At 59.3% G+C, this 26125-nt stretch carries 16 protein-coding genes and 1 pseudogene; 5 read left to right on the forward strand and 12 right to left on the reverse strand.

The window, feature by feature from the left end; translation table 11 throughout:
- Positions 1 to 211: 211 nt before the first annotated feature.
- The 3 genes and pseudogenes from FHN83_RS08405 to FHN83_RS08415 form a co-directional block, all read right to left on the reverse strand.
- Positions 212 to 463, reverse strand: coding sequence for a MafI family immunity protein (locus FHN83_RS08405; RefSeq protein WP_139563664.1), 252 nt, complete (start codon positions 461 to 463; stop codon positions 212 to 214).
- A gap of 10 nt (positions 464 to 473) precedes the next feature.
- Complete coding sequence (locus tag FHN83_RS28845; protein WP_327062112.1) at positions 474 to 1175, reverse strand: EndoU domain-containing protein; 702 nt, start codon at positions 1173 to 1175, stop codon at positions 474 to 476.
- Positions 1176 to 1198: 23 nt separating this feature from the next.
- A pseudogene (locus FHN83_RS08415) lies at positions 1199 to 3593 on the reverse strand (hemagglutinin repeat-containing protein); the annotation flags it as partial.
- Between the two features lie 87 nt (positions 3594 to 3680).
- Between FHN83_RS08415 and FHN83_RS08420 the strand changes: the two are divergent.
- Entirely contained in the window at positions 3681 to 3818 is a 138-nt protein-coding gene (locus tag FHN83_RS08420) for a SymE family type I addiction module toxin (protein ID WP_139563665.1), read from the forward strand.
- Between the two features lie 40 nt (positions 3819 to 3858).
- Here FHN83_RS08420 and FHN83_RS08425 read toward each other — a convergent pair whose 3' ends face one another.
- From FHN83_RS08425 to FHN83_RS08435, 3 genes are read right to left on the reverse strand one after another with little or no spacing between them, the layout of a single operon-like run.
- Positions 3859 to 4164 (reverse strand): hypothetical protein, encoded by a 306-nt coding sequence (locus FHN83_RS08425; RefSeq protein WP_139563666.1) that lies wholly within the window; start codon positions 4162 to 4164, stop codon positions 3859 to 3861.
- Positions 4161 to 13586 carry a hemagglutinin repeat-containing protein gene (locus tag FHN83_RS08430; RefSeq protein WP_327062113.1) on the reverse strand — a complete coding sequence of 3142 codons (9426 nt, stop codon included), beginning with the start codon at positions 13584 to 13586 and terminating at the stop codon, positions 4161 to 4163. The genes FHN83_RS08425 and FHN83_RS08430 overlap by 4 nt, the downstream gene beginning before the upstream one ends.
- 12 nt (positions 13587 to 13598) lie before the next feature.
- Complete coding sequence (locus tag FHN83_RS08435) at positions 13599 to 15266, reverse strand: ShlB/FhaC/HecB family hemolysin secretion/activation protein (RefSeq protein WP_139563668.1); 1668 nt, start codon at positions 15264 to 15266, stop codon at positions 13599 to 13601.
- 292 nt (positions 15267 to 15558) lie between these two features.
- On the opposite strand from FHN83_RS08435, the gene FHN83_RS08440 reads away from it, so the two are divergent.
- Positions 15559 to 16728, forward strand: coding sequence for a DNA repair protein (locus FHN83_RS08440; RefSeq protein WP_139563669.1), 1170 nt, complete (start codon positions 15559 to 15561; stop codon positions 16726 to 16728).
- Here FHN83_RS08440 and FHN83_RS08445 read toward each other — a convergent pair whose 3' ends face one another.
- On the reverse strand, positions 16729 to 17493 hold the full coding sequence (locus FHN83_RS08445; protein WP_139563670.1) for a siderophore-interacting protein: 765 nt from the start codon (positions 17491 to 17493) through the stop codon (positions 16729 to 16731).
- A 147-nt stretch (positions 17494 to 17640) separates the two neighbouring features.
- Here FHN83_RS08445 and FHN83_RS08450 point away from each other — a divergent pair, with 147 nt between their 5' ends.
- Positions 17641 to 18135 (forward strand): PadR family transcriptional regulator, encoded by a 495-nt coding sequence (locus tag FHN83_RS08450; RefSeq protein ID WP_039031720.1) that lies wholly within the window; start codon positions 17641 to 17643, stop codon positions 18133 to 18135.
- Here the strand turns inward: FHN83_RS08450 and FHN83_RS08455 are convergent.
- Positions 18132 to 19691, reverse strand: coding sequence for a methyl-accepting chemotaxis protein (locus tag FHN83_RS08455; RefSeq protein WP_139563671.1), 1560 nt, complete (start codon positions 19689 to 19691; stop codon positions 18132 to 18134). The genes FHN83_RS08450 and FHN83_RS08455 overlap by 4 nt on opposite strands.
- 337 nt (positions 19692 to 20028) lie before the next feature.
- Complete coding sequence (locus FHN83_RS08460) at positions 20029 to 21549, reverse strand: PAS domain-containing methyl-accepting chemotaxis protein (RefSeq protein WP_039031718.1); 1521 nt, start codon at positions 21547 to 21549, stop codon at positions 20029 to 20031.
- 431 nt (positions 21550 to 21980) lie between these two features.
- Here FHN83_RS08460 and ygjG point away from each other — a divergent pair, with 431 nt between their 5' ends.
- Positions 21981 to 23360 (forward strand): putrescine aminotransferase, encoded by a 1380-nt coding sequence (ygjG, locus tag FHN83_RS08465; RefSeq protein WP_171029964.1) that lies wholly within the window; start codon positions 21981 to 21983, stop codon positions 23358 to 23360.
- A gap of 147 nt (positions 23361 to 23507) precedes the next feature.
- On the opposite strand, the gene FHN83_RS08470 is transcribed toward ygjG, so the two are convergent.
- Positions 23508 to 24110 carry a helix-turn-helix domain-containing protein gene (locus tag FHN83_RS08470; protein WP_139563672.1) on the reverse strand — a complete coding sequence of 201 codons (603 nt, stop codon included), beginning with the start codon at positions 24108 to 24110 and terminating at the stop codon, positions 23508 to 23510.
- A gap of 42 nt (positions 24111 to 24152) precedes the next feature.
- On the opposite strand from FHN83_RS08470, the gene FHN83_RS08475 reads away from it, so the two are divergent.
- Entirely contained in the window at positions 24153 to 24842 is a 690-nt protein-coding gene (locus tag FHN83_RS08475) for a B3/4 domain-containing protein (RefSeq protein ID WP_139563673.1), read from the forward strand.
- 105 nt (positions 24843 to 24947) lie between these two features.
- On the opposite strand, the gene lsrG is transcribed toward FHN83_RS08475, so the two are convergent.
- Together lsrG and lsrF are read right to left on the reverse strand one after the other, a co-directional pair.
- On the reverse strand, positions 24948 to 25241 hold the full coding sequence (gene lsrG, locus FHN83_RS08480; RefSeq protein ID WP_039031714.1) for a (4S)-4-hydroxy-5-phosphonooxypentane-2,3-dione isomerase: 294 nt from the start codon (positions 25239 to 25241) through the stop codon (positions 24948 to 24950).
- The gene (lsrF, locus tag FHN83_RS08485; protein WP_139563674.1) at positions 25238 to 26125 is read right to left on the reverse strand and encodes a 3-hydroxy-5-phosphonooxypentane-2,4-dione thiolase; all 888 of its coding nucleotides are present in this window, start codon (positions 26123 to 26125) and stop codon (positions 25238 to 25240) included. Before lsrF ends, lsrG begins: the two co-directional genes overlap by 4 nt.

Here is a 26125-nt window from a genome sequence, read left to right on the forward strand (position 1 = left end):
TCTCCAGTACTGTTTAAGAACATATACCTCTATGATCGATTGCTGTTCCCGCAACCCCAGCCTGCGCCTTAATGACAACGGACTGGCAGAGGCGGTATTCAGTAATAGCACTCCGGTCACGGTCAGCGTGGAGCATGGACAACTATTGATTGCGTCAGTTAAGGGCTGACGGGTGAAAATATCCCGGCGCGGTGGCCGGGATTAATCATAGTTATTTCTCTGGATTTATATATGTATATCTACTATCTATTTCCAGGCCAAGATCATTAGCTATTTTAAGCACCTGCGTGTATTCATCTTTGCTAATCACAACATCATGATCAGCGATGTGATCACATAGTGTCTCGAATGCTAATACACTCTCTGAGAACCCAATATAATCGAGAGCAAAGTCAACGAGCGAAGGATCCAACCGATCCTTTAACCCTTCACCTAATGATTTAATTTTTTCATTAATATCCATCGCGCCTACGCTATTTCTTAATCGGTTTTAAAGTTGGAGGTGTCGGATTACTATCCGGGAACGCTGTTACTATTTTCCCACTAGCTGGCTCGTATACCACACGAACTCTAACACCTTCTCGCTCTTCCCAGGCAACCCATCTTGCTGGATTTCCTGCATTTGTATACGCCCCACCCGTTCCGGTCTGGGCAAACCATTTAGTATCAGGTGAAGTAGCTATATCACCCACAGCATGAACAACCTTGTCTGCTGACCAGCTTTGAGGGAAAACTGTTTTTCCTGGATTTCCGGGATACAGATGTCCACCTTGCGTAGGACTATCCCCATATAAAATATGCTGTTTCGCTTCCGGAGAAAGGATATCAACATATTTCTGGTTTGCAGGGGATAATCCTAGATCTGAGCTTTTCGCGACAGATAAAAACGCCTTAGCAGCTACATACTGGATTAACTTCGCTTCACTGGTCGGTACCCCACTGGCCAGGATTTCCGCAGCTTGTTGTGCCGTCATGTTTCCATCCGCACTCAACGCACTGACCGGAACTCCAAAGAGCTCGCCCCAGGCGGTCAACAGGCCTTTAACGGCATCCTGGCCTTCCGGCATATCTCCTTGGGCATTTTTGACCAGGGCTGCTGCGATTTCATCCGGTGTAGCACCGTCCTTAATCATGGAGGCACCGAGCGAGGCTTGCGACATACTTATGTCTGCCATGCCTTTTCCGAAAATGTTCGGATTCAGCGCATTATTCTCAACCGCATTCTTCCCGGCCCCGGCACCCGCTGCCGCAGCCGCCGTGCTGTCACCCGCCAGGCCACCCGCCATTCCCGCCGAAATCGTGGCCAGGGCGCTGACCGTCTGCTTCTGCTCCTCGCTCAGCTTCGACAGGTCTTTCACGTCCGGATACAGCACACCCGCGATGGCCTTCGCCGCAAGCTCGCCTGCTGCCGCGCCCGCGGCACCTGCTGCTGCGCTGTTCCCCTGCAGGGCGGCAACCGCCCCGCCCAGAATGGCGTGGGCAATGGCTTTGCCCGCGACGTCATCCTCCCTGAGACCCGACCTGTGGCCGATGGCATACGCCAGCTCCGGGGCCGCTGCACCCGCCAGCGCCCCGGCCATATTCCCGCCTGCCAGCCCCGACAGCGCGGCCGTGGCCGCCTGGATACCCCGCTGGATCGGGCTGCCGGTGCCGTACTGAGCCATCGCGTTCCCGTAGGCCCGCTCCGCCACCGCTTTGTCCGTCACTGTTTTACCTTCCCGGGCCAGCTGCTGACGGGCTTCATCCAGCGCCTGCGGATCCTTGGCCGCTGCCCGGCCAGCCAGCTCGCCCTGCGTCCTGGCGATGTCCATGGCCTGGCTGCCAATCTCGCCGATGAGACTCACCATCTGCAGCCGCTTCTGCTCCTTCTCCTTGTCGAAGATCGGGCTGATGCTGCCGTTCGCATGCTCCGTGTCCCGGCTCAGGTCGGCCACGTCCTGCTGCTGGTTCGCCGTATCGCGGACGGTGATGTTCCCCTCGCTCACCGCCGCCCGGGTGGTGCCTTCCGCGTGGCCGCTGCTGCCGCCCGCGACTATCATCCCGCCCGGCATATTGCCCCTGAACTGGTCGCCGCCGAAGTCACCGCCGCTGCTCACGCTGATGCCGCTGTGGCTGACCTTATAGTCAGCTTCGTTATGGATATCGCTGAAGCCCAGGGTACCCGTATCCAGGCGGTTTTTACCCGCCTCAGCGGTGGAGGCTATCGCGGCGCCGTCCAGCTGGGTGTGGCGGCCGACCGTGATGTCGAAACCACCGTCACCGGCATACAGCCCGGTCTGCTCCTGCACCGAGTCAAAGGTGCTCTTCATTTTGTCCTGGCTGGCGCTGACATAGGCCGAGCCGGTCATGCTGCCGAAGTTGAAGCTGCCCCCCGCCGCCACGCTGGTCTGCTTCGACTTATAATCGTTGCTGTCCTGCTGGCTGCGCATCAGGAGGTCGCGCCCGATGTCGGCCACGATTTTGTCACCGCTAACCTGCGCACCGTCAAGAATGGCATCGCGTCCGCTGGTCATCGAGACCGTGCCACCGCTGTCGAGGGTGGTCTCCGTCCATGCGGTGCCGTTACCCTTCTCTTTTCCGTTGGCCGCATTCACGCTGGCAAAGACGCCGATACCGTAGCCCGATGTGCCACCACCGACGCTGACCCCGACGCTACCGCCGCTGCTGCTGTTTTTACCCGTCGTTTTTTCGGTATTCGCGGCACCGCCCAGAACAATGTCATTTGCGGCTGCAAGGGCAGTATCCCCTCCGGCCTTCAGCTGGCTGCCGGCAATCAGGATATCGCCGCTGTTTTTACCCTGCCCCTGGCCCGTGGCGGTGATCGCCATGTGACCGCCCGCATTCAGCGTGCTGCCTGCAACGGCATCGCTCTGCGCATGCTGCTCCGATTTCGACTTCTGCGACGACAGGGAAAGGCTGACCCCTAGCCCGTTGTTCGTATCCCCGTCAGACTTCGCCAGAGCCGCGCCTTGGTCAGCCTGCACGCCTGACAACACCGCCTTCGTCGCCTTCAGGGCCGCCAGCCGGTCGTCGCTCTCGTTTGCCACATCCCGCGCCGTGGTGACCGCGCTGTTCAGCGCGCTCCCCGCCGTGCCGGACAGGGCCACCGTCAGGCCGCTGCTCTTCTGCTCGTACTTTTCATCCCGGGTGCGTCTGTCGTGGCCCGGTTCAATCACCACGCTGTCGCCCTGAACCGCAATATCCTTCCGGGCGATGATATCCGCCCCGGCAATGTGCGCCTGCTTACCTGCCGTGATGCTGACGTCCCCGCCCGTCGAGCCGACGGTGCTGAAGCTCCCGCTCTGGGTGGTGCCCTGCTCGCGCAGGTCGTGGGTGGATTTGCTGGTGCCGACGGTGAAGCCGATGCCGCCGGTGCCCATCAGGCCGGACTTTTTGGTCTCCCTGAAGCGCCAGGAGGTGTCGGAGTTGGTGGCCGCCACGATGTCGACGTTGTTCGCCGCCGACAGCGCAACGTCACCGTCGCCTGCCACCGCCGAGCCTAACACCCGCAAGTTGTTGCCCGCCTGCACCGTCACGTTATCGCCGCTCAGCAGGGAACCTTTCTCCCGCGTCGCGCTGTCTTCCTGGATGGTATGTTTTTACTCAGAGAGTCACCGCTGGAAACGGTGTTGCTCCCTGCTTTCAATTTTATCCAGTGCTGTTAAAGAACCTGTATCTGTATGACCAATTGCTATTCCCGCAGCCCCAGCCTGCGCCTGAACGGCAACTGGCTGGCAGAGGCGGGATTCAGCACCGACACGCCGGTCATGGTCAGCGTGGAACAGGGAAGACTGGTGATCGAGCCGGTTAAGGGCTGACGGGTAAAAAGATCCCGGCGCGTAGGCCGGGATTTATCATTTAGAAGCCATTTATAACCACTTCACCCTGATCATATTTCTTTGTTTGATATGCATTATTTTCAAAGATGCATTGATTAAAGTTCTTAATCAACAGATTACATCCCTCATCCTCGATCGTTGTGTTCCCAATAAAGTGAAGCTTCAGATTGTCCGAAAGGAAAATTTTAAAACCATCTTGAGTTTCTTCTATTCTTTCAATTAAATATTGATTATCAAAAGGTCTTCCATAGGGGCCATCTGGCAGAAAGAAGTAAAATGAACTTCTCTTACTTACCCATTGCTTAACTATTTCATTTGGCTTCATTTTTTTATGATCCAGTCATTCTGTGGTGTAGGTAAAAATATCTGAGTACCTCCGCCATGTAGTATAGGATTAGTTCCCTTAGTACCAGTTTGGGCTGCTGCTGCACCTTCGTAATATGTAGTTCCTTTAGGTATTTTTATAACTGCTTGATTTTGGAAAGTGTTTCCCCACTCAGGAAGGACAGCACTATCTAGCTGGGATTGCAACGGGCCTTTTGAAGGTTCTGGAGTCCAATAACGACCATCAGCTTTTGCTGAACCACCATAATCCCGGTATAGATAAATATCTGTTTCTGCAACTTTCTCAGTATATGTTCCACTTCTGAAGGTCGAAGCTGGTGCACGCTGATCATTTGGATTACCTAACGGGCCGGATTCATATGGCCCGTAAGATTTTATGGTTCGTGCTGATTGAGAGGTCTCAGGAGATACAATTTTATTCGTTAAAGAACTTAGTTTGTTTGCTGCTGCCGTACCTAAAATAGGTGCAACTGAAGCGGCTACAATTTTCATCCCATCATAGGTTTCGATGTAAGCTGCTGCTGTAGCTTTATCGACACCAAGCTGTTGCATGACATAGTTCACCATCGCATCCTTCACCTGCTGCTGATTCTGCGCATCAACGCTGGTGATATTCAGCAGGTTCACTATCTGTCCGTAAGCATCCCCGTACTGCTGGCTGGCTTTCGAGTTATAGTTGCCGGTATTTTCATATTCACCTTTGGCCGCGATAACCTCCAGCCTTGCTCCGGCACAGGCCGCACTCCCGGCATTACCGTTACCGCAGGCATCTATAACTTTCTGATCGCTCGCAATATCTTTTTCGCGCAGCTCATTGATGGTCTGCTGCGCTTGTTCTCGTACTGCCGGGTCCTTGCTGTTGAGTTTCAGCTTCGCTAACTCAAGCTCTGTCTTTTCAGACACACTCAGGAAGTTATTCTCCGCCGCATTCTTCCCGGCCCCGGCACCCGCTGCCGCACCCGCCGTGCTGTCACCCGCCAGCCCGCCGGCCATCCCCGCCGAAATCGTGGCCAGGGCGCTGACCATCTGCTTCTGCTCCTCGCTCAGCTTCGACAGGTCTTTCACGTCCGGATACAGCACGCCCGCGATGGCTTTCGCCGCAAGCTCACCCGCTGCGGCGCCCGCGGCACCTGCTGCGGCGCTGTTCCCCTGCAGGGCTGCGACTGCCCCGCCCAGAATGGCGTGGGCAATGGCTTTACCCGCGACGTCATCCTCACTGAGACCCGACCTGTGGCCGATGGCATACGCCAGCTCCGGGGCCGCTGCACCTGCCAGCGCCCCGGCCATGTTCCCGCCCGCAAGGCCCTGCAGCGCGGCCGTGGCTGCCTGGATACCCCGCTGGACCGGGCTGCCGGTGCCGTACTTCTCCATGGCCGTTTTGTATTCGGACGTCTCACGCAGCGCTTTCTGATACTCCGCTTTTTTCTCTTTGCTGGCATCCGGCCCCGGCTCGTATTTGCCCTCTTTCGCCAGCTTGTCCCGGGCCGCATTCAGGCCGGTGATTTCCCCCTGGGTCCGGGCGATATCGGCCGCCTGCGCACCAATTTCAAGGATCAGCTGCGCTGCCTGCAGCCTCTTCTGCTCCTTCTCCTTGTCGAAGATCGGGCTGATGCTGCCGTTGGCGTGCTCCGTGTCGCGGCTCAGATCCGCCACGTCCTGCTGCTGGTTTGCCGTATCGCGGACGGTGATGGTCCCCTCGCTCACTGCCGCCCGGGTGGTGCCTTCCGCGTGGCCGCTGCTGCCCAGCCCGGCAATCAGGCCGTTCGCCATGTTCCCGGCAAACTGCTGCCCGATATTGCCCCCGGAACTGATGCCCGCGCCCTGGTGTTCGGTCCTGAAGTCCGCCCGGTTGTGGATATCGCTGAAGCCCAGCGTGCCGGTGTCGAGGCGGTTTTTCTCCGCCTCCGCCGTCGAGGCAATCACCCCGCCATCCAGCTGGGTGTGGTTCCCCACCGTCACGTCAAAGCCGCCCTTCCCGGCGAAGATCCCGCTCTGCTCCTGCACCGAGTCGTAGTCGCTGGCGATTTTGTCCCGGCTGGCGCTGATGCTCCCGGAGAATCCGCCCGCCCCGAAGGTGTAGCCCACCCCGCCGCTGACGCTGCCCTGCTTACTGTTGTAGTGGTCGCTGTCCTGCGTACTGGCAATGGTCAGGTCGCGCCCGATATCCGCCTTCACGGCTTCGCCGCTCACCTGCGCGCCGGCAAGCGTGGTGTCGCGCCCGCTGTTAATCGTGAGCTGACGGCCCGCATCCACCGTGGCCTCGTTCTGCCGGACCCCGTTGCCCTTCTCGTGCCCTTTGCTGCTGCTGGCACTCGCCGAGATGCTGATGCCCGTCCCGCCGGATCCCGCCCCCAGCCCGACGCCCACGCTGCCGCCGCTGCTGCTGTTTTTACCCGTCGTCTGCTGGGTGTCCTGCGAGGCAAGCAGGTTCACGTCCCGGGCCGCATCAAGCAGCACGTCCTTACCGGCCTTAACCCGGCTGCCCGCCACGGTGATATCGCTCCCGGTGGCCTTAATCGTGACGTTGCTGCCCGCGTTCAGGCTGCTGCCCGCCGATGTTTCGCTCCGCATGTGCGAGGAGGATTTTGACGACTGCGAGCCCAGCGAGGCGTTGATGCCCACGGTGTTGGTGTTGCCGCTGTCAGAGGCCCCCTTCGCCTGGTCCATCGCCACCGCCTGGTCGGACTGCACCAGGGATAACGCCGCCTTCGTCGCCTTCAGGGCCGCCAGCCGGTCGTCGCTCTCGTTTGCCGCATCCCGCGCCGTGGTGACCGCACTGTTCAGCGCGCTCCCCGCCGTGCCGGACAGGGCCACCGTCAGGCCGCTGCTCTTCTGCTCGTACTTCTCATCCCGGGTACGTCTGTCGTGGCCCGGTTCAATCACCACGCTGTCGCCCTGAACCGCAATATCCTTCCGGGCGATGATATCCGCCCCGGCAATGTGCGCCTGCTTACCTGCCGTGATGCTGACGTCCCCGCCCGTCGAGCCGACGGTGCTGAAGCTCCCGCTCTGGGTGGTGCCCTGCTCGCGCAGGTCGTGGGTGGATTTGCTGGTGCCGACGGTGAAGCCGATGCCGCCGGTGCCCATCAGGCCGGATTTTTTGGTCTCCCTGAAGCGCCAGGAGGTGTCGGTGTTGGTGGCCGCCACGATGTCGACGTTGTTCGCCGCCGACAATGCAACGTCACCGTCGCCCGCCACCGCCGAGCCTTTCAACAGCAGGTTGTTGCCCGCCTGCACCGTCACGTTATCGCCGCTCAGTAGGGAACCTTTCTCCCGCGTCGCGCTGTCTTCCTGAATGGTGTGGGTGGTCTTTTTGCTCAGGAACCCGCTGCTGGTTTTGGTTTTCTCCCGGTAGCGATAGTCGCTCTCGGTGGCCGTGGTGAGACTGACGTCGCGGCCCGCCGCCACGCCGATATCACCCTGCGCCGTCACCTCTGCCGCCTGCGCGTTCATGTCGCGCCCGGCGACGATCACCGTGTTGCCACCGCTGGCGATCTCCGTTCCCTGCTGACGCACGGACTCATCGACAGCGGTTTTTTTCTTCGTTTTGCTGCTGGCGCTTTCGGTGCTGGCCTCTGCCAGCAGGTTCACATCGCGACCGGCCCGGATGCCCACATCCCCTTCGGCGGCGATCCCTGCGGCTCGCGCGTTGAGATCGTTGCCAGCGAGCAGGGTCAGATCGCCCCCTGCCGTCAGCGTGCTGCGCTGCTGCGTAACGGACGCCGTCTCTGTCGTTGCGCTGTTGCGCTCATACCGGCTCTCGCTAATCTCATTCGCGGAGATATTAATATCGTTGCCCGCCGCCATGCCGAGGCCGCCACCCGCCGCCACGCTGGCGCCGGTGATATTGATATCCTGCCCGGCACGCATCGTCAGCCCGTCCGTTGCCGCAATGGAAGAGGTGATGCCCACATCCGTACCGCTTAAGCGCATGCGGCCCGCATCCACATTCCACGCCTGTGCGCGGGTGATGTTGTTAATGCTGCCCGTCACACTCTCCAGCCCCAGGGTTTTACCGCTGATGGTGGAACTGATGTTGTTGATATCACCGAGCGCGCTCAGGTTCAGCCCGCCGCCTGCGCTGATAAGCCCGGCGTTAAGGTTGTTGATGCTGTTGCTGCTGTCGATGGACAGCCCCTTCTGCGCCAGCAGCGAACTTCCGCTGTTGGTGACATTGCCGCCCGCCAGCTGCACGTTATTGCCGGAAATGACGCTGCCGCTCTGCACCCTGACGTCTTTTGGCGACAGGTACACCTTCGGGATCATCACGGTCTGGCCGTTAACGGTGGCGGCTTTCCACCACAGAATACTGTGGTCGAGAGTGGCTATCTGGTCTGCCGTCAGCGCCACCCCGAACTTCAGCCCCAGCGAGGTTTGTGCGTCGGCGGCCTTGTCCATCAGATAGCGCATCTGATCGAGATCGGAGCCCAGACCGCTGATATAGCGTGATCCGGTCTGGTTCAGCACGTAGTTACTGACGTACCGCGTATCAAAGGCGGCATCGCCAAGGAAGCGGTAATTTTTCTCCGGATCCAGCCCAAGGCGGTCGAGCATGTACGCGGAACCCAGGAACTGTTTGCTGTCGGTATACTGGCTGCCCGTTTCACGCGGGGCGGCGCCTGGATTGACACCCAGCAGCTTCCACAGGTCGCCAAACAGGGAGGGATCGAGCTGCCCCAGCCCGTCGAGTTTCGGATTGACGGTGATGAGGTACGGGCTGTCAGGATCGGTAGAGGTGACAAAATAGCCGTTCTTACCGGAAGGCAGAGGATAATTGCCTTCAAGGCCGCCAGGTACGAGGTTTACGCCATCGGCAATTGCCTGACCCTCAGCAGCGTTCTGCCAGTCCGGTGCGGTGATGGCCGTTGTGCTGGCATCAGCCAGTGACTGCTGATTCGCGCCACCTGCGATGCTCTGTGTTGATGGCGTATTCAGGTCCGGCGCAACAAGGGTATTGCTGATGGTTCCCGCGTTTGACGTGGTGTTTGTGTTGCTGATGTCATTGTCGAACCTGGCGGTGACAATGCCGCCCGCCTGAATGACTGCGCGGTAAATGTCGCCGAGTTCAGTTTCAGTGGTTTTCCCGTCCAGCGTAAAACGAATTTTATCCGAAACAGGGTCGGGCAGAATGACTGTTCCAATATCAATATTACCTTCGACGTTGGAGGTAATGATGCTGTCAGGGTCTGCATAACCCACCTGTCCCCGGTAGACATATTTCCAGTATTCTGAGGTGGTTGAGTTCTGCCAGGACTGGCTGGAAAGTGTATTGCCCGTCAGGAAAATATCACCGGAGGCGAGGATCGCACTGGCATTATTCTCAAGACGACCGGCGTTAATGGACAGATCGTTGCCAGAGCGAATGCCAGCCACACCACCAGTAGCTGAAACGGCGGTCACCGTCTGGCTGAGGGCAAATTTTTGCTCGCTCTGATCGGCTCGCATACCCCAGGCGGTACTGCCTTTATTCACCGTACAGTGCGTGTTAGCGACCCCGGTACAGATTTCCGCGGGATACCTTGCGATATATTTCCCGTAGCTGCCGTCAGGCAGCTGAGAGAGGTCGATATCGATGGTCGCATTCCCCAACCCGGAAATCGAGGCAGGGTTATAGGTTGTGGTGCTCGAGGTGGTAAGGCCATCGCGGGTATTCAGCAGATGCCCGGTTCTGAGCGTGATATCCCCCTTCGTGGTTTCGATATTGCCGGAGATATTGATGATTTCTGTATTCGCCGCCCCGGAGGCATCCTTCTGCATCACCAGGTCTTCGCCCGCCAGCATATCGCCCCGCAGGTTCGCAATACGATCCGCGAACAGCGACAGGTTATTTCCGGCATAGAGCAGCGCGGTATTGATCACCGACCCGGCGGCGGTGAGCGCCATATTTCCGGCGGTGCCGGTAAAGCCATCAAGCGTGATATCGCCCTGGCTGGAGAGGCTGACATCGCCGCCGGCCTGCAGCGAGCCGCTGCTGTTCATGGCAATCTCACTGCCGGAGAGCGAAGTCGTGCCGCCTCCTGCGGTAATCAGGCCATTATTGGTCACCTTGCCCGCGGCGTTCAGCGTGATGCCGTTGCCCTGCAGGATGCTCTGGTTGCTGATGTCGCCCCGGCTGGTAATGGTCAGCTGGTCGTTTGCCGCCACCACGCCCTGCGCCGTCCAGCTGTTTACCAGCTTCAGCGTCAGGTTGCCGAGCGCCACAATCTGGCCCACGCCGCTGAGGGAGGCCGCTTCGGTAAGCAGATCGCCCCCGCTGAACAGGTTCCCGTTATCGTTGCTGATACTGTCACTGTTCAGCATCAGGCTGCTGTTGCCGAGCAGCGTGCCGCTGTTGGTCAGCGTCTGCGCATTCACCGCCAGCTGTGCCGCCTGCAGAGTACCGGCGTTAGTCAGGCTGTTGCCGGTATAGGTGGCGTGTTGCGTCGCCATCATCGTGCCGCTGTTAGCGAGCTTCGCCACATTCATCAGCAGGTTCGTCGCCTGCAGCCAGCCCGCGCCGTTGTAATCCGCCGTGGAGAGCGTCAGGTCGCCACCGGTGAGGATGTTGCCGTTATTGCGGACCTGCGTGATGCTGGTGAGCGTGGAGTTTCCGTTCCCCTGAATCGTACCGTTATTGCTCACCACCGGGGCGGTCACGCTGAGGGCGTTCTGGCTGAGAAGGACGCCGTTGGTCTGGTTGGTCAGCGTATCCAGCAGCGTAAGCGTCAGGCCGCTGTCGCCCTGTAAACGTCCGTCGTTGTTAAGCGTGCGGGCATCAAGCTGGGTGTTATCCCCCTGCATCTGGCCGCTGTTGCTGATGTCGCCCGCCCGGACGGTAAGGCCTGCCCCGCTCAGCATTTTCCCTGCCTGCATCAGGTCGCCTGTCAGCTGCAGATTAAGTCCGCTGACGCCGCTGATTTCCCCGCTGTTGCTGAGCGAGTCTCCGTCAATATTCAGGTTTTTCGCGCTCAACAGCCCCTGGTTGTCGAGGGCTTTTCCACTGATCCGGACACTGTTCAGGGCAGTAATTTTGCTGCCGGTGACGGCGGCCATGTCGCCGCTTAACGTCAGCGCCAGATCCTGGGCACTCTGGATGGCACCGCTGTTGGTCAGATTTGTGCCTGCAAGGGAGAGGTTCTGCCCCTGCAACCGGCCGCTGTTGGTGATGTCCTGTGCGTTCACCGTCAGCGCCTGCTGGCTCAACAGGTCTCCCCGGTTATTCAGGGCGCCGGTGGTCTCCAGTTCCAGTCCGTTCAGACCAAAGACTGTTCCGGCATTGTCGATGCTGCCCTGCGTCAGGCTGAGGGTATTCCCCTGCAGCGTGGCGGTGTTGGTGAGCCGCACGCCCGTCAGCTGCATGTCGCCTGCGGCGAGCAGATTACCGTTGTTGGTCAGGTACGGTACGTGGAACCTCAGATTGCCCTGGCTCATCAGGTCGCCGTTGTTCAGCAGCGAGCCGGTTAAGCGGGTATCAAACTGGCCTGCAGCAAGCGCGGAGCCACTATGCTGCCAGTCGCCTGCATTCACGCTGAGATCCTGCCCCTGGATGATGCCTGCGGTAGCGAGCTGTCCGGTGGCGATCGCCAGCGAGCCTGCGGTCAGCCAGCGTCCCGCCGCTCCCTGGGAAAGGTTATCCCCGGAAAGGGTCAGCGCATCGACGCCCTGTAACAGCCCTTCGCCGCTGAGGGTGCTGGCCGCAACCGCCAGCGCACCGTCACTGGCGATCAGGCCGTGGTTAGTGATATTCGGGATAGCCAGGCTCAGATTCGCGGCGCTGTAAAGGGTGCCGTTGTGCTGGTTGTCCAGCGTCCCGGTATTCAGCAGCAGGGACGTGTCGCCCTGCAACAGCCCGGCGTTGATAAGCGTCTGCGACTGCGTATTAAGTGCTGACGCGATGGCGACGCCGCTGTTTTCCAGCGTCGGCGCGCTCAGGGTCAGGGTATTCGCGCTGCTTTTGCCGCTGTGGGATAACGTCTCGCTGGCGTTAACGGTCAGGGCCTCTCTGGCGGCCTGCGTCCCCTTCAGATCTGCCTGTCTGGCGGTAATGCTCAGGTTACGGCCCTGAATTTGCGAGGCCCCGGTGGTGGCGATCTGCTGTCCGGACACGCTGAGATCGCCGGTGGCGTTCATCGCTCCGTTAAGCGTCTGGCTGGCGGCGCTGAGAGAGAGCGTATTCCCCGCCACCAGCTCGCCGTTATGCGTCAGGGTAGTGGCATTGAGCGACAGGTTTTGCCCGGCCGTCATGCGCCCGTTGAGGGTGGCGCTGTCGCGGGCAGTCACGCTGATATGCCGGGCGGCATCCGTTTCGCTGCGGGCGTCCTGGCTGAGGTGTTGCGCCGTGAGGGAGACATCCTGCCCGGCGGTCAGTTTTGCATTGCCGTGCGACAGCGTACCCCTGGCGTCGAGCACGAGGTCACGGTCGCTGTTCAGCGAGCCATCCTGCAACGCCAGTTCGCTCTGGCTGTTCAGGGTAATGTTGCCCCCGGCTTTATGGTCGCCGGTCAGCGCCATACTTTCGCCCTTCGCGGTAATCCCGCCGCTGGCCAGGCTGTTATGCATCGTCAACCTGCCGCTGGCATCAAGGGTGATATCCCCCTCGCGGGCATTCAGGTTGCCGAGGTTAACGCCCACCCCTTTTTCGCTGGAGACCAGGCGAATACGGTTGGCGTACATCCCGCCCAGCGCCCCGGTGTCCACCGCTACTTTCGGCGCAGGGCCTTCGCCCGGGATGGCGCTGATGCTGCCATCGGCCGCAACCCGGTTCGCCCCTGCCACCACCGTCAGGGATTTGGCGTGCAGTTGGGCGTTGATGTCGGTGGCACGGGAGATAATCGACACCGCGTCGCTCTGACTTGCGTCCAGGCCCTGGCCTTCAATCAGGATGCTGCCCTTGCTGACATCCAGCGACTGCAGTTTGCCGCTGGCGTCGAGCACCGGTTTGCCGGTGGTCAACGTCGCGTTAGGAGTGTTGATGAACCCGCAGCCGTTACAGGTGATGCCGTAGGGGTTGGCGACCATTACGTTAGCGGCTTTGCCCGCCACTTCGGTATAGCCCTGCAGCTGCGACCGGTTGGTGCCGGTGACTTCGTTGATAATGCCCGTCGCTTCCCTGCCCGCCGTCAGGTTGGGGTTGCCCTGAATCAGCCCGCCAAGCTGGGTCTGATTCATCTTGCCGGTGGCATTGTTGAGGATCAACCCCTCTTTACCAACGTTGTAATCCTGATACTGGTTATGCGATATACCTGCGCCGTTCGGGGTGGCGATATTGACCACCGGCACGCCGTTAGCGGCCTGATCCTGCTGGGTGTTGCCGGTTGGCGTCAGCGTTGCCGCCACGGCAGGCAGCATCGGCTGCGTGGCGAGCAGCACGCTCAGTAAGGCGCTGAGTACGCGCCGGGGTAAACTCACCTGTTCCTTGTCCATCATCCCTGTCCCTTAAAACGCCACCGACACGCGGTAATAAATATTCAGACGATCCGGCCCCAGCCAGTCCGGATACGCAAGCGGTGTGCCCGCCGTTAACTGGCTTGAGAAGACGCGGTTCACGCTGTTCAACCCCACCGCCGCGCCCCACAGGGTGCCGGAGGCGTAGCGGTCGAAACCGTCTTTTTTCAGCCAGCCGCCGTCCAGCGCCGCCAGAGCGCCGATCTGCCCGATCCACGGCAGGGTGAAGAGCGAATAGTTGATCTCATTTCGCCAGTAGCCGCCGTTATCGCCGGAAAGATACTGCTCCTTAAAGCCGCGTACCGAGGTCTCGCCCCCCAGAGTTAAGCGCTCGCTGCCGTAGAGCCGGTCGGGGGACCACTGAAAATAGGCGCTGGAGAGCCACCACAGCCGGTCGGCCAGCGGTTGCTGATAGCTGGCGTTCAGGCTCCATTTGCGAAACTCCGCTTTTGGCACATCGCCGTGCTTGTCGTTGTCATCCTCAGCCCCCAGCCAGGGCACGCCCTGGGTGAAGGTCGGGTTAAAGGTCGCCACGCCGGTGGCGATTTTTTGCGTGTGGTTGATGCCCAGCGAAAAGCTCGAAAGCTTGCGGCTGCTTGTGGCGAGCAGGACATCGTCGAGGTAGTTATGGTTGATACGGTGGGTCAGGCCCACCGCGGCGCTGGTCTTGATATCGCCATTACGGAACAGCACCCAGGAGCCGTTCAGCCGGTGAGTTTCGTTATCGCCGGTCGAGCGCCAGCGATAGCCATTGTTATCGATGGTGCTGAGGTAGTTGCTCCAGCTGTAGCTGTAATCGAGCAGGCCATAGCCGTAGGGCACGCTGACGCCTGCGGCAAAATTCTGCGCATCCTTACTGCTGGAAAAATCGCTGCTGCGCCCGCCGCTGATAAACCACTTATCGGCGATCCCCAGAAGGTTGTTGCCGGTGAGCGCGCCGCTGAGCTGGCCGGTGCCGGTGCTCTTTTGCCCGCTGTTATCGAAGCTTATCGAGCCGTTAAGCGGGAATTCCGGGTCGGCGGTGAGATTAACGATCGAGTATCCCTGGCGCTCGCCGGGCAGGATCTCTATCTGAACAGGGGTCTGACGCACCCGGTTCAGCTGCTCCATCCCCTGTTCGATATCGCGCAGGTTGAGGATCTTGCCCACCCGTCCCGGGAAGGTCATATCCAGCGTGCGTTCCGGCACGCCTTCCAGGCGGATCTGCTCGAGCTTGCCTTCCAGCACCGCGATATGCAGCGTGCCACGGCTCAGATCCTGCTCGGTCAGAAAGGCGCGGCTGGTGATGTACCCCCGGCTGATATACCAGTCTGAGACCGCATGCGTCAGGGCGCTGAGGCCCGCCATATTCAGGCACTGGTTGCGCCAGGGCGCGGTAAGGCGGCGCTCGGCAACGTCCGGCATGGCAGTGGCACCGTCCAGCACGATCTGGTTGATAACAAAACAGGGGCCGCCAGCGGCAGGTTGTACGGGGGATGAAGAGGCCGCGGGCAGGACCGTGCTGCGTTCCAGCTCGTCGCGCTGGCGCTGGTTTTGATCCAGCAGCTGCTGTTGCTGCTGTTGAACAGCGCTGCGATCCGCTGGCGACAGCAACGCCGCGTAGGCACTGCCGAGTGGCCATAAAATGAGAGTGACAAAAAGCCCTGTTAATCTGGTCATCCTTACCTTCACTACATCCCTGCCTTCTGTCCGTTTTCAGACTGGCGTACAAAAAAGGAGCAAAATATGTCAAAAAGTAACCTGTGTAAATGCACGTAAAAGGTCGACAGGGTTTTTTTCAGACTTTTTTTGCTCTTTTAGGAATTTATTCAGGAAATGAATGCGAAATGCGCCCGCGCAAATTTAACGCACGTCGTCGTCGCGCCATTCATCAGACATGTGTATTATTCCCTGTTGTTTTCCTGACAACTATCCTTAACTCAAATACTTAAGCGCCAAAGCGAAAAGCATCATGAGCACACCGATCAAACGGCTGGAAATCATTAAAAACGCCATTGAGCTTGAAGATGACGACATCATCGAGAGCCAGCTGGCACGGTTAAAAAGCGAAGCCTTTGACGATGAGCTTCGGGCGATCGTCGTGGCGCTTGAGCAGAAAAACTACACCGCGGCGTTAACCGCTATCGCCAGCTGGTTACAGAGCCAGCGCGCCGTCGCCCCGTGGCGCGACCCGCAGCTTGCCGCCAGCAAGCTGGAGCTGAAGGCGCTGGAGGAGCGCCTGCGTGATTTAATCGATCGCCGCAATGCCCGCGTCCAGCAGCTGGATGAATTTAACGACCTCTACCTCACCCGCCTCGGCCCGCTGATGAGCCAGATCCTCGCCCTGCGCAAAACCCTGGCGGAGCTCAATCTGCGCCGCCAGCAGGCGGAAACCCGCCGTCGGGAAGCGGACTATCGCCGCTGCCAGCAGTACGTTGCCCAGGCGGTGGAGGTGCTGACCACCCTGACCCAACACTGGCGCGATCTGCCCGCCGACTCGATGCAGGCCGCCGCCGCGCGCAAGCATCTGCAGCAGCAAAGCAACCTGATTGCCAACCTGCTGGCCGAAGCCCAGGAGCTGGAAACCGGCTTAACCCGGGAAGAGGAGCCCGCCCGCCAGGCACGGGACGAAGCCAACGACGAGTATGAAAAATACCGCGAGCAGCAGCACGAAGCGGAGATCCGCCTGCGCAAGGGCCAGGATCTCTCAGAAGAGGATCAGAACGAGTTAAAACGGCTCTGGCGTCAGGCGAGCAAGCTCTGTCATCCGGATCTGGTGGCGGATGAGCTGAAAGAAGAGGCGAACGCCATGATGGTGCAGCTGAACCAGGCGAAGCAGCGTGGCGACGTGAAGGCGATCCGCTCCCTGGTGGCCCGCCTGCATCAGGGGCTGGAGCCGCTGATGGCCAGCGACAGGCTGAACGATCTGACGCGTATCCGCAAAAAGATGGCCCAGGTGCGCGAACAGATCGACACCCTGGTGAGCGAACTGGCGGAGCTGGAAAAAGAGGAGTCCTGGCTGCTGGTCTCCTCGCTGAGCAATATGGAAACTTATTTTGCCCAGCAGGAGAAAGCCTTACGTGAGGTGCGCGCCTCGCTGGAACATCAGGTCAGCGAAGCGCAGCTCGACGACGTGGCCTGACTATTTGGCGTGCCAGTAAGCGCTGGCACGCACCAGCTTCTGATCGATGGCGTCGGTTTCAAACAGGCGACTCAGGTTTTTCACCACCTTCCCTTCCCCGGTCAGCCAGATGAAGTAATCCTCCGCCGGCACGCTGAGGGCGGTCAGACGATCCGCCACCGCCTGCTCGTTATGCCCCACCACCCAGGTGATGTTGAACTCGCTCAGGTGCGCCAGATAGTCCTGACAGGCGGCATCCCCGACGGTCACCACGGCATGCACTTCCGGGCGCACCGGCAGGGCGCGCAGCGCCTCCAGACGGCGGCGCAGGGCGGGCATTCCCGACTCATCGCAGACGTAGAGCTGCCAGGCGTAATCTTCCGGCACCACCAGGGAACCGCGCGGGCCGCCGATGGAGAGCGTATCCCCCGGCTTTGCCTCTACCGCCCACTGGCTTGCCACCCCGCCGTCGTGGATAAAGAAGTCGAGCGCCAGCTCGTGACGGGCCGCGTCATACAGCGGAGTGTAATCCCGCGCCTGCGGACGCACGCCGTCGCCCCAGTTAACGCCCTCGTCCGTCACCACCGGCGGCACAAAGGTCGTGCCCGGTTGCGGGAAAAAGACTTTGGAATGGTCGTCGAAGCCGCGGGAGCTGAAGCCCTCCAGCGCCTCGCCGCCTAACACGATGCGCTGAAAACCGGCACTGACGCGCTCAACGCGGAGTACGTTCAGCTCGCGAAAACGCAGGTCGTTGCGGACACGTTGTGGGTAGCGGGTAGTGGTCATAATTTGCCTTCGTGATGTGAAAACGATATATCGAAAATGAAAGTTAAATGATAATGATTGCTAATAAACAAAAATGCAAGATGTTTTAGATTGCATCTAAAACTAATTTAGATATAAATTAGATATATCAAATTAAAGGAAAACCCTATGCGACAGGCACACGAAGGCGGCGGACGCCGTCAGCGCTTTTTTGGTCACGGTGAGTTAAGGCTGGTGATTCTGGACCTCCTGACCCGCAATGCCAGCCACGGTTATGAGCTGATTAAAGACATTGAAAGCATGACCCAGGGAAACTACACGCCGAGCCCTGGGGTGATTTATCCCACGCTGGATTTCCTGCAGGATCAGCAGTTCATCACCTTCACCGAAGAAGAGAACGGGCGCAAACAGATTGCCATCACCGTAGCCGGACAGCGCTGGTTGGATGAGAACCTGGAACAGCTTGAGAACATCCAGGCGCGCATCAAAGCACGCTGCGTGGGCTTCCAGCTGCGTAAAAACCCGCAGATGAAGCGGGCACTCGACAATTTTAAAGCGGTGCTGGATTTGAAGGTCAACCAGGAAGGATTGAGCGACGCGCAGCTTAAACAGATTATTGCGGTTATTGACCGCGCGTCGCTGGAGATCAATCAGCTGGATTAAGCGACGGCTTCCCCGCTAACGCGGAACACCTTCACCAGCTCTTTCAGGTTCATCGCCTGATCGTTAAGGGAGGATGCCGCCGCCACGGACTCTTCCACCAGCGCGGAGTTCTGCTGGGTGGTGGCATCAATCAGGCCAATGGCGCTGTTGATCTGCGAGATGCCTTCCGTCTGCTCGTGGCTCGCCTGACGAATTTCGCGCAGGATGACGTCCATCTCCTGCACGTTCCCCACCATGCCATTGATCAGCCCGCTGGCTTTTTCCACCAGCGCCATCCCGTCCTGCGTCTGGCTGGTTGAGCTCTCAATCAGCTGGCGAATTTCGCTGGCCGAAGTAGCGCTTTTCTGCGCCAGCTGGCGAACCTCACCGGCCACCACCGCAAAGCCGCGACCATGCTCACCCGCGCGGGCCGCTTCTACCGCCGCGTTCAGCGCCAGAATGTTGGTCTGGAAGGCAATGGAGTCGATCAGGTTGATGATGTCGGACATCCGGTTAGAGGTCTCGTTGATCAGGCGCATTTTGCTGGTGACCTGCAGCATCATCTCGCCGTTGTTTTTCACCACCCTGGCCGCATCGGCCGAGAGGGTCGTCGCTTCCCCGGTATGTGACGCGGTGTTTTTCACCGTCGCGGTGATCTGCTCCATCGACGCCGCCGTTTGCTCAACGGAGCTGGCCTGCTCTTCGGTTCGCGCAGCCAGATCCTGGTTGCCCGCCACAATCTGCGCCGCAGCGCTGGAGATACTCTCCGAGCCGGTCTGCACCTGCTGAACAATCTCCAGCAGACGAACTTTCATCTCCATCAGCGCCGTCAGCAGCTGGCCGGTTTCGTCTTTCCCGTGGGAGGCCATGCTGCGGGTCAGATCGCCCTCGGCAATGGCCTGGGCAAAATCCACCGCCTCGCCCAGCGGACGGGTAATCGAGCGCACGATAAACCACCCCATCAGGCTGCCCACCGCCACGCTGAACAGGGTGATAAGGATCAGCAGCAGGCGGTTGCTTTTGAAATCGCCGTCCACCTCCACGCCCGCGCGCTGCATCTCGGTGTCCTGGATCGCAATCAGCTCCTGCACCTTCGCCTTATAGGCCTGCTGCAGGGTGAGGGTGTTGGTCATCATCTCCTGAATCGCCCCGGCCCGATCGTTGCTCTGCACCGCCTGCAGGATGCGGTAGCGGGAGTCAAGATACTGCTGGCGGACCCCGCGGATATCGCTCAGCACCTGCTGGGATTTAGCATCCTGCAGGGCCGTGTTCAGCTCGCCCAGGATCAGGGTGATACGCTCGCTGATCTCTTTCAGATGCTGCTCTGATTGCGCCGTGTACTTGCCCTGGTCGTCCAGCAGCATCAGCTGTTGAGTGCTAATAAATTCCTGGAAGTTTTCGATTAACTGGTTGGCTTTTACCGTGGTGGGATAATCGCTGGTGATGATGGATTGCATCCCGTTATTTGCCCGGTTAAGGCTCATCAGAGATAAACTCGCACTTATCCCCATCAGGACAATAAAGAATCCAAACGCCAGAAATAATTTCGTGCCGATTTTTACGTCATGTAAGAACATATTTACTCCATCGATGTGATTATTTCTCAGACGATCAGCGTTATCGGTAACTTCATCGCTAACTTTATGACTTTGATCGCTTTTTTATTTCATAACCACCTTAATAGATAGGCACTGGCTATTAATTCTGGCTCATCGATCGTTACGTGACCACCGGAACAGGCTTTTTTGACACCGCATTAGGGAAAACAGACTCAGGCAGGAAGAATAAACTGAGGCGATTTTTTTTAGTTATTTAATATTCAATTAACAACTAACGATAAAAAGAAATACAGCTCATAAATAAAAAGCCGTTTACTCCTCGCAGAGCAAACGGCTTTTTTGGAACACGACTGACTCAGTGCAGGACGGTGACCGCATCTTCCAGACGTTTCGCCCGATGCTTCACCATCGCCGACACCTGCGCGCTGGTTTCGACCAGCGCCGCGTTTTTCTGGGTAATCGAATCCAGTTCAGCGACCGCCCGGGTCAGCTCCGACAGGCCTGACGCCTGCTCGGAGGTGGACTGGCTGATCTCGGCGATCAGTCGGGTGACGTTCTGCACTTTCTCGACGATGTCGTCCATGGTACGTCCGGCGGCATGAACCTGCTCCGAGCCGGACAGCACTTTACTGGCGCTGGCGTCGATCAGCTTGCGGATATCGTTGGCGGCGTTAGCGCTGCGGCTGGCCAGATGACGTACTTCCCCGGCCACCACCGCGAAGCCTTTGCCCTGCTCCCCTGCTCTGGCCGCTTCTACCGCCGCATTCAGCGCCAGAATATTGGTCTGGAAGGCGATGTCGTTAATCAGCTTGGTGATGGAGCCGATACGCTGGGTGCTGTCGGCAATCTCGTCCATGGTTTTGACCACCGTCTGCATCGCGTGTCCGCCTTCGGTGGCGGCGTCGCTGGCGGCGATAGAGAGTTTATCGGCATCGACGGCGGTTCGGGTGTTGCTCTGCACGGTCATCGCCAGCTGGTTCATGGTCTCGACGGTCTGTTTCACGTTGGAGACGGTCTGGTGCGTGCGATCGTTGAGGTCGTCGTTGCCCCGCGCCAGCTGGTCGCTGCCGTCGCGCACGTTAACCACCTGGCTTGAGACGTCGTTGATCAGCCAGCGGCACATCAGGCCGAGCTGCCCGACCGCCCGCAGGGTCAGCCCCAGCTCGTCGCTGCGGTTAAGGTGCTCCACGCTGTTGCGCTCGCCCGTCGCCACCTTCAGCGCCTGGCGCGCCACGTTTTCAACCGGACGCACGATCTGCTGTTCAAACAGCAGGGTTCCCAGCAGCATCACCAGCGCGCTGGCGCCCAGTGCCGCCCAGCCCGCCCCGGTGGCGAACAGGGTCGCCGCCAGCACGGCAAACAGCGCCGTCATCACGCTGCGCACCCGCCAGCGCAGCGGCATCGCCGGGAGTTTACCGGCCCAGCCTCTGGCAACCACCAGCCCCTTATGCACCCGCTTTTTGCTGCGCCCTTCGTTCAGGGCTTTATACAGCGGCTCCACGGCGGCAATCTCCTCCGGCGTGGCCTTCACGCGAATGGACATATACCCGGTAGTCTGGCCGTTGCGCACCATCGGCACCGCATTGGCGCGCACCCAGTAGTGATCGCCATTTTTACGGCGGTTTTTGACGATGCCGCTCCAGGGCTCACCCTGTTGCAGGGTGGACCACATGTCGGCAAAGGCCGCTTTTGGCATGTCCGGGTGGCGAACGAGGTTGTGCGGCTGCCCGACGAGTTCGGCCAGCGTGTAGCCACTCACCTGAACAAAGGTGTCATTGGCCTGGGTAATGTAGCTGTGCAGATCGGTGGTGGACATCAGGGTGGTGTCATCTTGCAGCGGATATTCACACTGCGTGACAAACGGTTGAGGCGACATAGGCATCCCTTGCAGGTTACTTGAATGTTATTTTTGTGGCGTAAATATTTTACGGCGGTAACGAACATATCTTTAGATGTTAAACATGCCTAAGATCGCAAAACGCAACTAAACCGCATTTTTTGTGTGTTTTTTTAATTTATTGATATCTAATGATTTCAATTCGCAACTACTCCTGAAGGAGGATCCCTGTCTGCCCCCAATACAGCCTATATCCGCCCTAAAACAGGGCAAATGCACTGCCAGCGGGCATCTCTGCATCTGAAAGTTCCATGTCGCAGCGGCCGCGCTGCCGTTTTGCATGATTAAATATTGTGTAACATTATTTTAACCTGGCGTTTATCCCGATTTTTGTTAAGTCCCCGGATGTGGCGTAAAGCCTGCAATACTTAATCCAGTATCATGTGATACGCCATACCCGGGAGCATATTTTGAACAGGTTACCTTCCAGCGCGTCGGCCCTTGCCTGTACCGCGCACGCCCTGAATCTCATTGAGAAGCGAACGCTTGATCATGAGGAGATGAAACAACTTAACCGCGAGGTGATTGATTACTTCAAAGAGCATGTAAATCCCGGGTTTTTGGAATACAGAAAATCTGTTACTGCAGGCGGGGATTACGGAGCCGTAGAGTGGCAAGCAGGAAGTCTCAATACGCTTGTCGACACCCAGGGACAGGAGTTTATAGATTGCCTGGGTGGATTTGGTATTTTCAACGTGGGGCACCGTAATCCAGTAGTGGTTTCCGCCGTACAAAATCAGCTTGCAAAACAACCCCTTCATAGCCAGGAACTGCTTGACCCTTTACGGGCGATGCTGGCAAAAACGCTGGCGGCACTGACGCCGGGGAAACTGAAATACAGCTTCTTCTGTAACAGCGGCACGGAATCGGTCGAAGCGGCGATCAAACTCGCCAAAGCGTACCAGTCGCCGCGCGGGAAATTCACCTTTATCGCCACCAGCGGTGCTTTCCACGGCAAGTCGCTGGGGGCCCTCTCTGCCACGGCGAAATCCACCTTCCGCAAACCCTTTATGCCGCTGCTGCCGGGCTTCCGCCATGTGCCGTTCGGCGATATCAACGCCATGCGTACCATGCTGAGCGAATGCCGTAAAACCGGCGATGACGTGGCGGCGGTGATCCTCGAGCCTATCCAGGGCGAAGGGGGCGTGATCCTGCCTCCGCAGGGCTACCTGCCCGCGGTGCGTCAGCTGTGCGATGAGTTTGGCGCGCTGCTGATCCTGGACGAAGTGCAGACCGGCATGGGCCGCACCGGCAAGATGTTCGCCTGCGAGCATGAGAACGTGCAGCCGGACATCCTGTGTCTCGCCAAAGCGCTGGGCGGCGGCGTGATGCCGATTGGCGCCACGGTCGCTACCGAAGAGGTGTTCTCGGTGCTGTTCGACAATCCTTTCCTGCACACCACCACCTTTGGCGGCAACCCGCTGGCCTGTGCCGCGGCGCTGGCGACCATCAACGTGCTGCTGGAGCAGAACCTGCCCGCCCAGGCGGAGCAGAAAGGCGACATGCTGCTGGACGGCTTCCGCCAGCTCGGGCGTGAGTACCCGGACCTGGTGCAGGATGCGCGCGGTAAAGGGATGCTGATGGCGATTGAGTTTGTCGATAACGAAACCGGCTACAGCTTCGCGAGCGAGATGTTCCGCCAGCGGGTGCTGGTTGCAGGCACGCTGAACAACTCGAAAACGATCCGCATCGAACCGCCGCTGACGCTGACCATTGAGCAGTGTGAGCTGGTGCTGAAAGCGGCCCGCAAGGCGCTGGCAGCGCTGCGGGTGAGCGTGACTGAAGCGTAAAATACGCCGGGCGGCGCGATGCTTGCCCGGCCTACGAGTCTGTGCCTGTTGTTGCCCGGTGGCGCTTCGCTTACCGGGCCTATAACTGCCACAACGACGTTGGTTTTTGTAGGCCGGGCAAGCGTAGCGCCCCCGGCATGTCAAATTTTACCGGTGAAACTCAGCCACGGTCATGGTAAACCGCAGCACGCTCTCCCCGTCGTTCACATAGCTATGCGCCGCGTCGGTTTTCGCCACCGCCGACGCACCGGCAATCACCTGATTAACGCTCTCCTCCACCTTCAGGGTTAATACTCCCGCCTCCACGTGAAGCAGTTCAAATGTCCCTGCCGGATGGCCTGGCGAGCTGAAGCTTTCTCCCGGCTGCATCTCCCATCGCCAGAGCTCAATCATGTCCGGGCCGGCGGTGCCCGCCAGCAGTCGGGCGCTGCCGCCCTTCTCACCCTGCCAGAGCACCGGGATCGCCGCTTCCTCGATAATGTGCACCTGCGGCTCGCTGGCGACGTTGACGATGTCCGCCACCGAGATGCCCAGTGCCGCCGCCAGTTTGCAGAGGATCGCAATGCTGGGGTTAGCCGCCCCTTTCTCGATCTCCACCAGCATCCCTTTGCTGACGCAGGCCCGGCGCGACAGCTCATCCAGCGACAGCTTTTTCTCTTTCCGCCAGTTGCGGATACGGTTTGCCACCGCCAGGCTTACCTGGGCGACATCGGCACCCGTTGCAGTCATTATATTGACTTTATCAGTCATTGGTCATTACCATGGTATAAAACAGTCAATACAGGATTATTTATGTCCCTTCTCACGCCGTCAATAGACCCGCGCCTTGCCGGGATCGCGCCGGGGTTCCGCGCACTGAGCATTGTGGTTGAAGCTGCGCCGATTACCGCGCCGGAGGTTGCGCCTGCGGTGTTAGCCCAGGCCTGCCAGCAGGTATTAAATGATGACGTGGCCTGGGCCGATGCCCATCTCGCCGCCTGGGATGAGGTGTTCAAGGCCTTTGGCGCTAAACCGAAACGCACGCCCTGCTCCGCCAGCGCCCTGCGCAAGCGGGTCCTGAAAGACGGCACATTGCCGCCGCTCGATCCGGTGGTGGATATCTACAATGCCATCAGCATCCGCTACGCCATTCCGGTGGGCGGGGAGAATCTCGCCGCGTATACCGGGGCCCCGCGCCTGACCCTGGCCGACGGCAGCGAACCTTTTGATACCTTCAAAGAGGGGCAGCCGAGCGTGGAACATCCCGATGCGGGAGAGGTTATCTGGCGCGATGACCTGGGAGTGACCTGCCGCCGCTGGAACTGGCGACAAGGGGTGCGTACCCGCCTTGATAGTAAGGCGCAGACCATGTGGTTTGTTCTCGAAAGCCTGCCCGAGATGCCGTTAACGGCGCTGGAGGCGGCGGGGGATGAGCTGGTCAGCCATCTGCAAAAATTGATGCCGGGGGCAACGGCGCAGGTGCAGCTGCTGGAGCTGGCCTGAAAAACGCCGGGCGGCGCTGCGCTTGCCCGGCCTACAAAACCCGAACATTGTGGCCTTTGTAGGCCCGGTAAGCGCAGCGCTACCGGGCAACAAACCGCACAACCCCTACTCCGGCATCAACCCGACGAAACACCGTTTTTTACGCGGCTCCGACATCAAATCCTCAAGCTGTTCCACGCATGCCAGGTAATGCGGGGTCTTTTTATGCGCCGCCACCGCCTCTTCATCCTTATAGGCTTCGTAGATAAAGAACCGGGTTTTCACCCGCGGATCCTGCAGCACGTCGAAGCGCAAATTGCCCGGCTCCTGGATCGCTCCTTCGTGGTTGGCGCGAAACACCTGCAAAAACTCGTCTACCTTATCCGGCTTAATGTTGATCTCCACTAACGTCACGTTCATTGTCCTTCTCCCTGTTTTTCTTCCAGCCAGAACTGATACGCCTCGCGGGCGCTCATCTTCTCGTGTACCACTTTCTTCACCGCCTTCAGCATCGCCAGCGGCGCGCTGGACTGGAAGATATTGCGTCCCATATCGACGCCCGACGCGCCCTGGTCGATGGCGCGGAAGCACATCTCCAGCGCCTCCTGCTCCGGCAGCTTTTTCCCCCCGGCGATCACAATCGGCACCGGGCAGCTGGCGGTCACTTTTTCGAATCCCTCTTCCACAAAATAGGTTTTGACGAACTGGGCCCCCATTTCGGCGGCGATACGGCTGGCGAGAGAGAAGTAGCGCGCATCCCGGGCCATCTCTTTGCCCACCCCGGTCACCGCCAGGGTCGGCATGCCGTAGCGACTGCCTGCATCCACCAGCTTGATGATGTTGTTGATCGACTGATGCTCATACTCGCTGCCGATATAGACCTGCGCCGCCACCGCGCAGACGTTGAGGCGCAGGGCATCCTCCATCGCCACCGCCACGCACTCGTTGGAGAGCTCGCCGAGCATCGAGTTGCCCCCGGAGGCGCGCAGCACCACCGGCTTATTGGTGGCGGGCGGCACGGTGCTCCTGAGAATCCCGCGGGTACACATCAGCACGTCGGTTTCACCGAACAGCGGCGCGATGGAGAGATCGATACGCTCAAGCCCGGTGGTCGGCCCCTGGAAATAGCCGTGATCGAAGGCCAGCATCACCGTGCGGTTGCTGTTGGGGTTGAAGATCCGCGCCATGCGGGACTGCATCCCCCAGTCCAGCGCCCCGCACCCTTTCAGGGTGAAAGGCACGTTCTGCTGCGGTCGGTCGATGCCAAAGTTCTTACCCTCTTTGATGTCGTCTAAATCAGCCAT

The sequence above is a fragment of the Leclercia adecarboxylata genome (assembly GCF_006171285.1).
Classification (GTDB): Bacteria; Pseudomonadota; Gammaproteobacteria; order Enterobacterales; family Enterobacteriaceae; genus Enterobacter; species Enterobacter barmai.

Coding starts and splice junctions, on each gene's coding strand:
- FHN83_RS08405 (WP_139563664.1), bottom strand. CDS start 463: ATGGATATTAATGAAAAAATTAAATCATTAGGTGAAGGGTTAAAGGAT.
- FHN83_RS28845 (WP_327062112.1), bottom strand. CDS start 1,175: ATGGCAGACATAAGTATGTCGCAAGCCTCGCTCGGTGCCTCCATGATT.
- FHN83_RS08420 (WP_139563665.1), top strand. CDS start 3,681: ATGACCAATTGCTATTCCCGCAGCCCCAGCCTGCGCCTGAACGGCAAC.
- FHN83_RS08425 (WP_139563666.1), bottom strand. CDS start 4,164: ATGAAGCCAAATGAAATAGTTAAGCAATGGGTAAGTAAGAGAAGTTCA.
- FHN83_RS08430 (WP_327062113.1), bottom strand. CDS start 13,586: ATGGACAAGGAACAGGTGAGTTTACCCCGGCGCGTACTCAGCGCCTTA.
- FHN83_RS08435 (WP_139563668.1), bottom strand. CDS start 15,266: ATGACCAGATTAACAGGGCTTTTTGTCACTCTCATTTTATGGCCACTC.
- FHN83_RS08440 (WP_139563669.1), top strand. CDS start 15,559: ATGAGCACACCGATCAAACGGCTGGAAATCATTAAAAACGCCATTGAG.
- FHN83_RS08445 (WP_139563670.1), bottom strand. CDS start 17,493: ATGACCACTACCCGCTACCCACAACGTGTCCGCAACGACCTGCGTTTT.
- FHN83_RS08450 (WP_039031720.1), top strand. CDS start 17,641: ATGCGACAGGCACACGAAGGCGGCGGACGCCGTCAGCGCTTTTTTGGT.
- FHN83_RS08455 (WP_139563671.1), bottom strand. CDS start 19,691: ATGTTCTTACATGACGTAAAAATCGGCACGAAATTATTTCTGGCGTTT.
- FHN83_RS08460 (WP_039031718.1), bottom strand. CDS start 21,549: ATGTCGCCTCAACCGTTTGTCACGCAGTGTGAATATCCGCTGCAAGAT.
- FHN83_RS08470 (WP_139563672.1), bottom strand. CDS start 24,110: ATGACTGATAAAGTCAATATAATGACTGCAACGGGTGCCGATGTCGCC.
- FHN83_RS08475 (WP_139563673.1), top strand. CDS start 24,153: ATGTCCCTTCTCACGCCGTCAATAGACCCGCGCCTTGCCGGGATCGCG.
- lsrG (WP_039031714.1), bottom strand. CDS start 25,241: ATGAACGTGACGTTAGTGGAGATCAACATTAAGCCGGATAAGGTAGAC.
- lsrF (WP_139563674.1), bottom strand. CDS start 26,125: ATGGCTGATTTAGACGACATCAAAGAGGGTAAGAACTTTGGCATCGAC.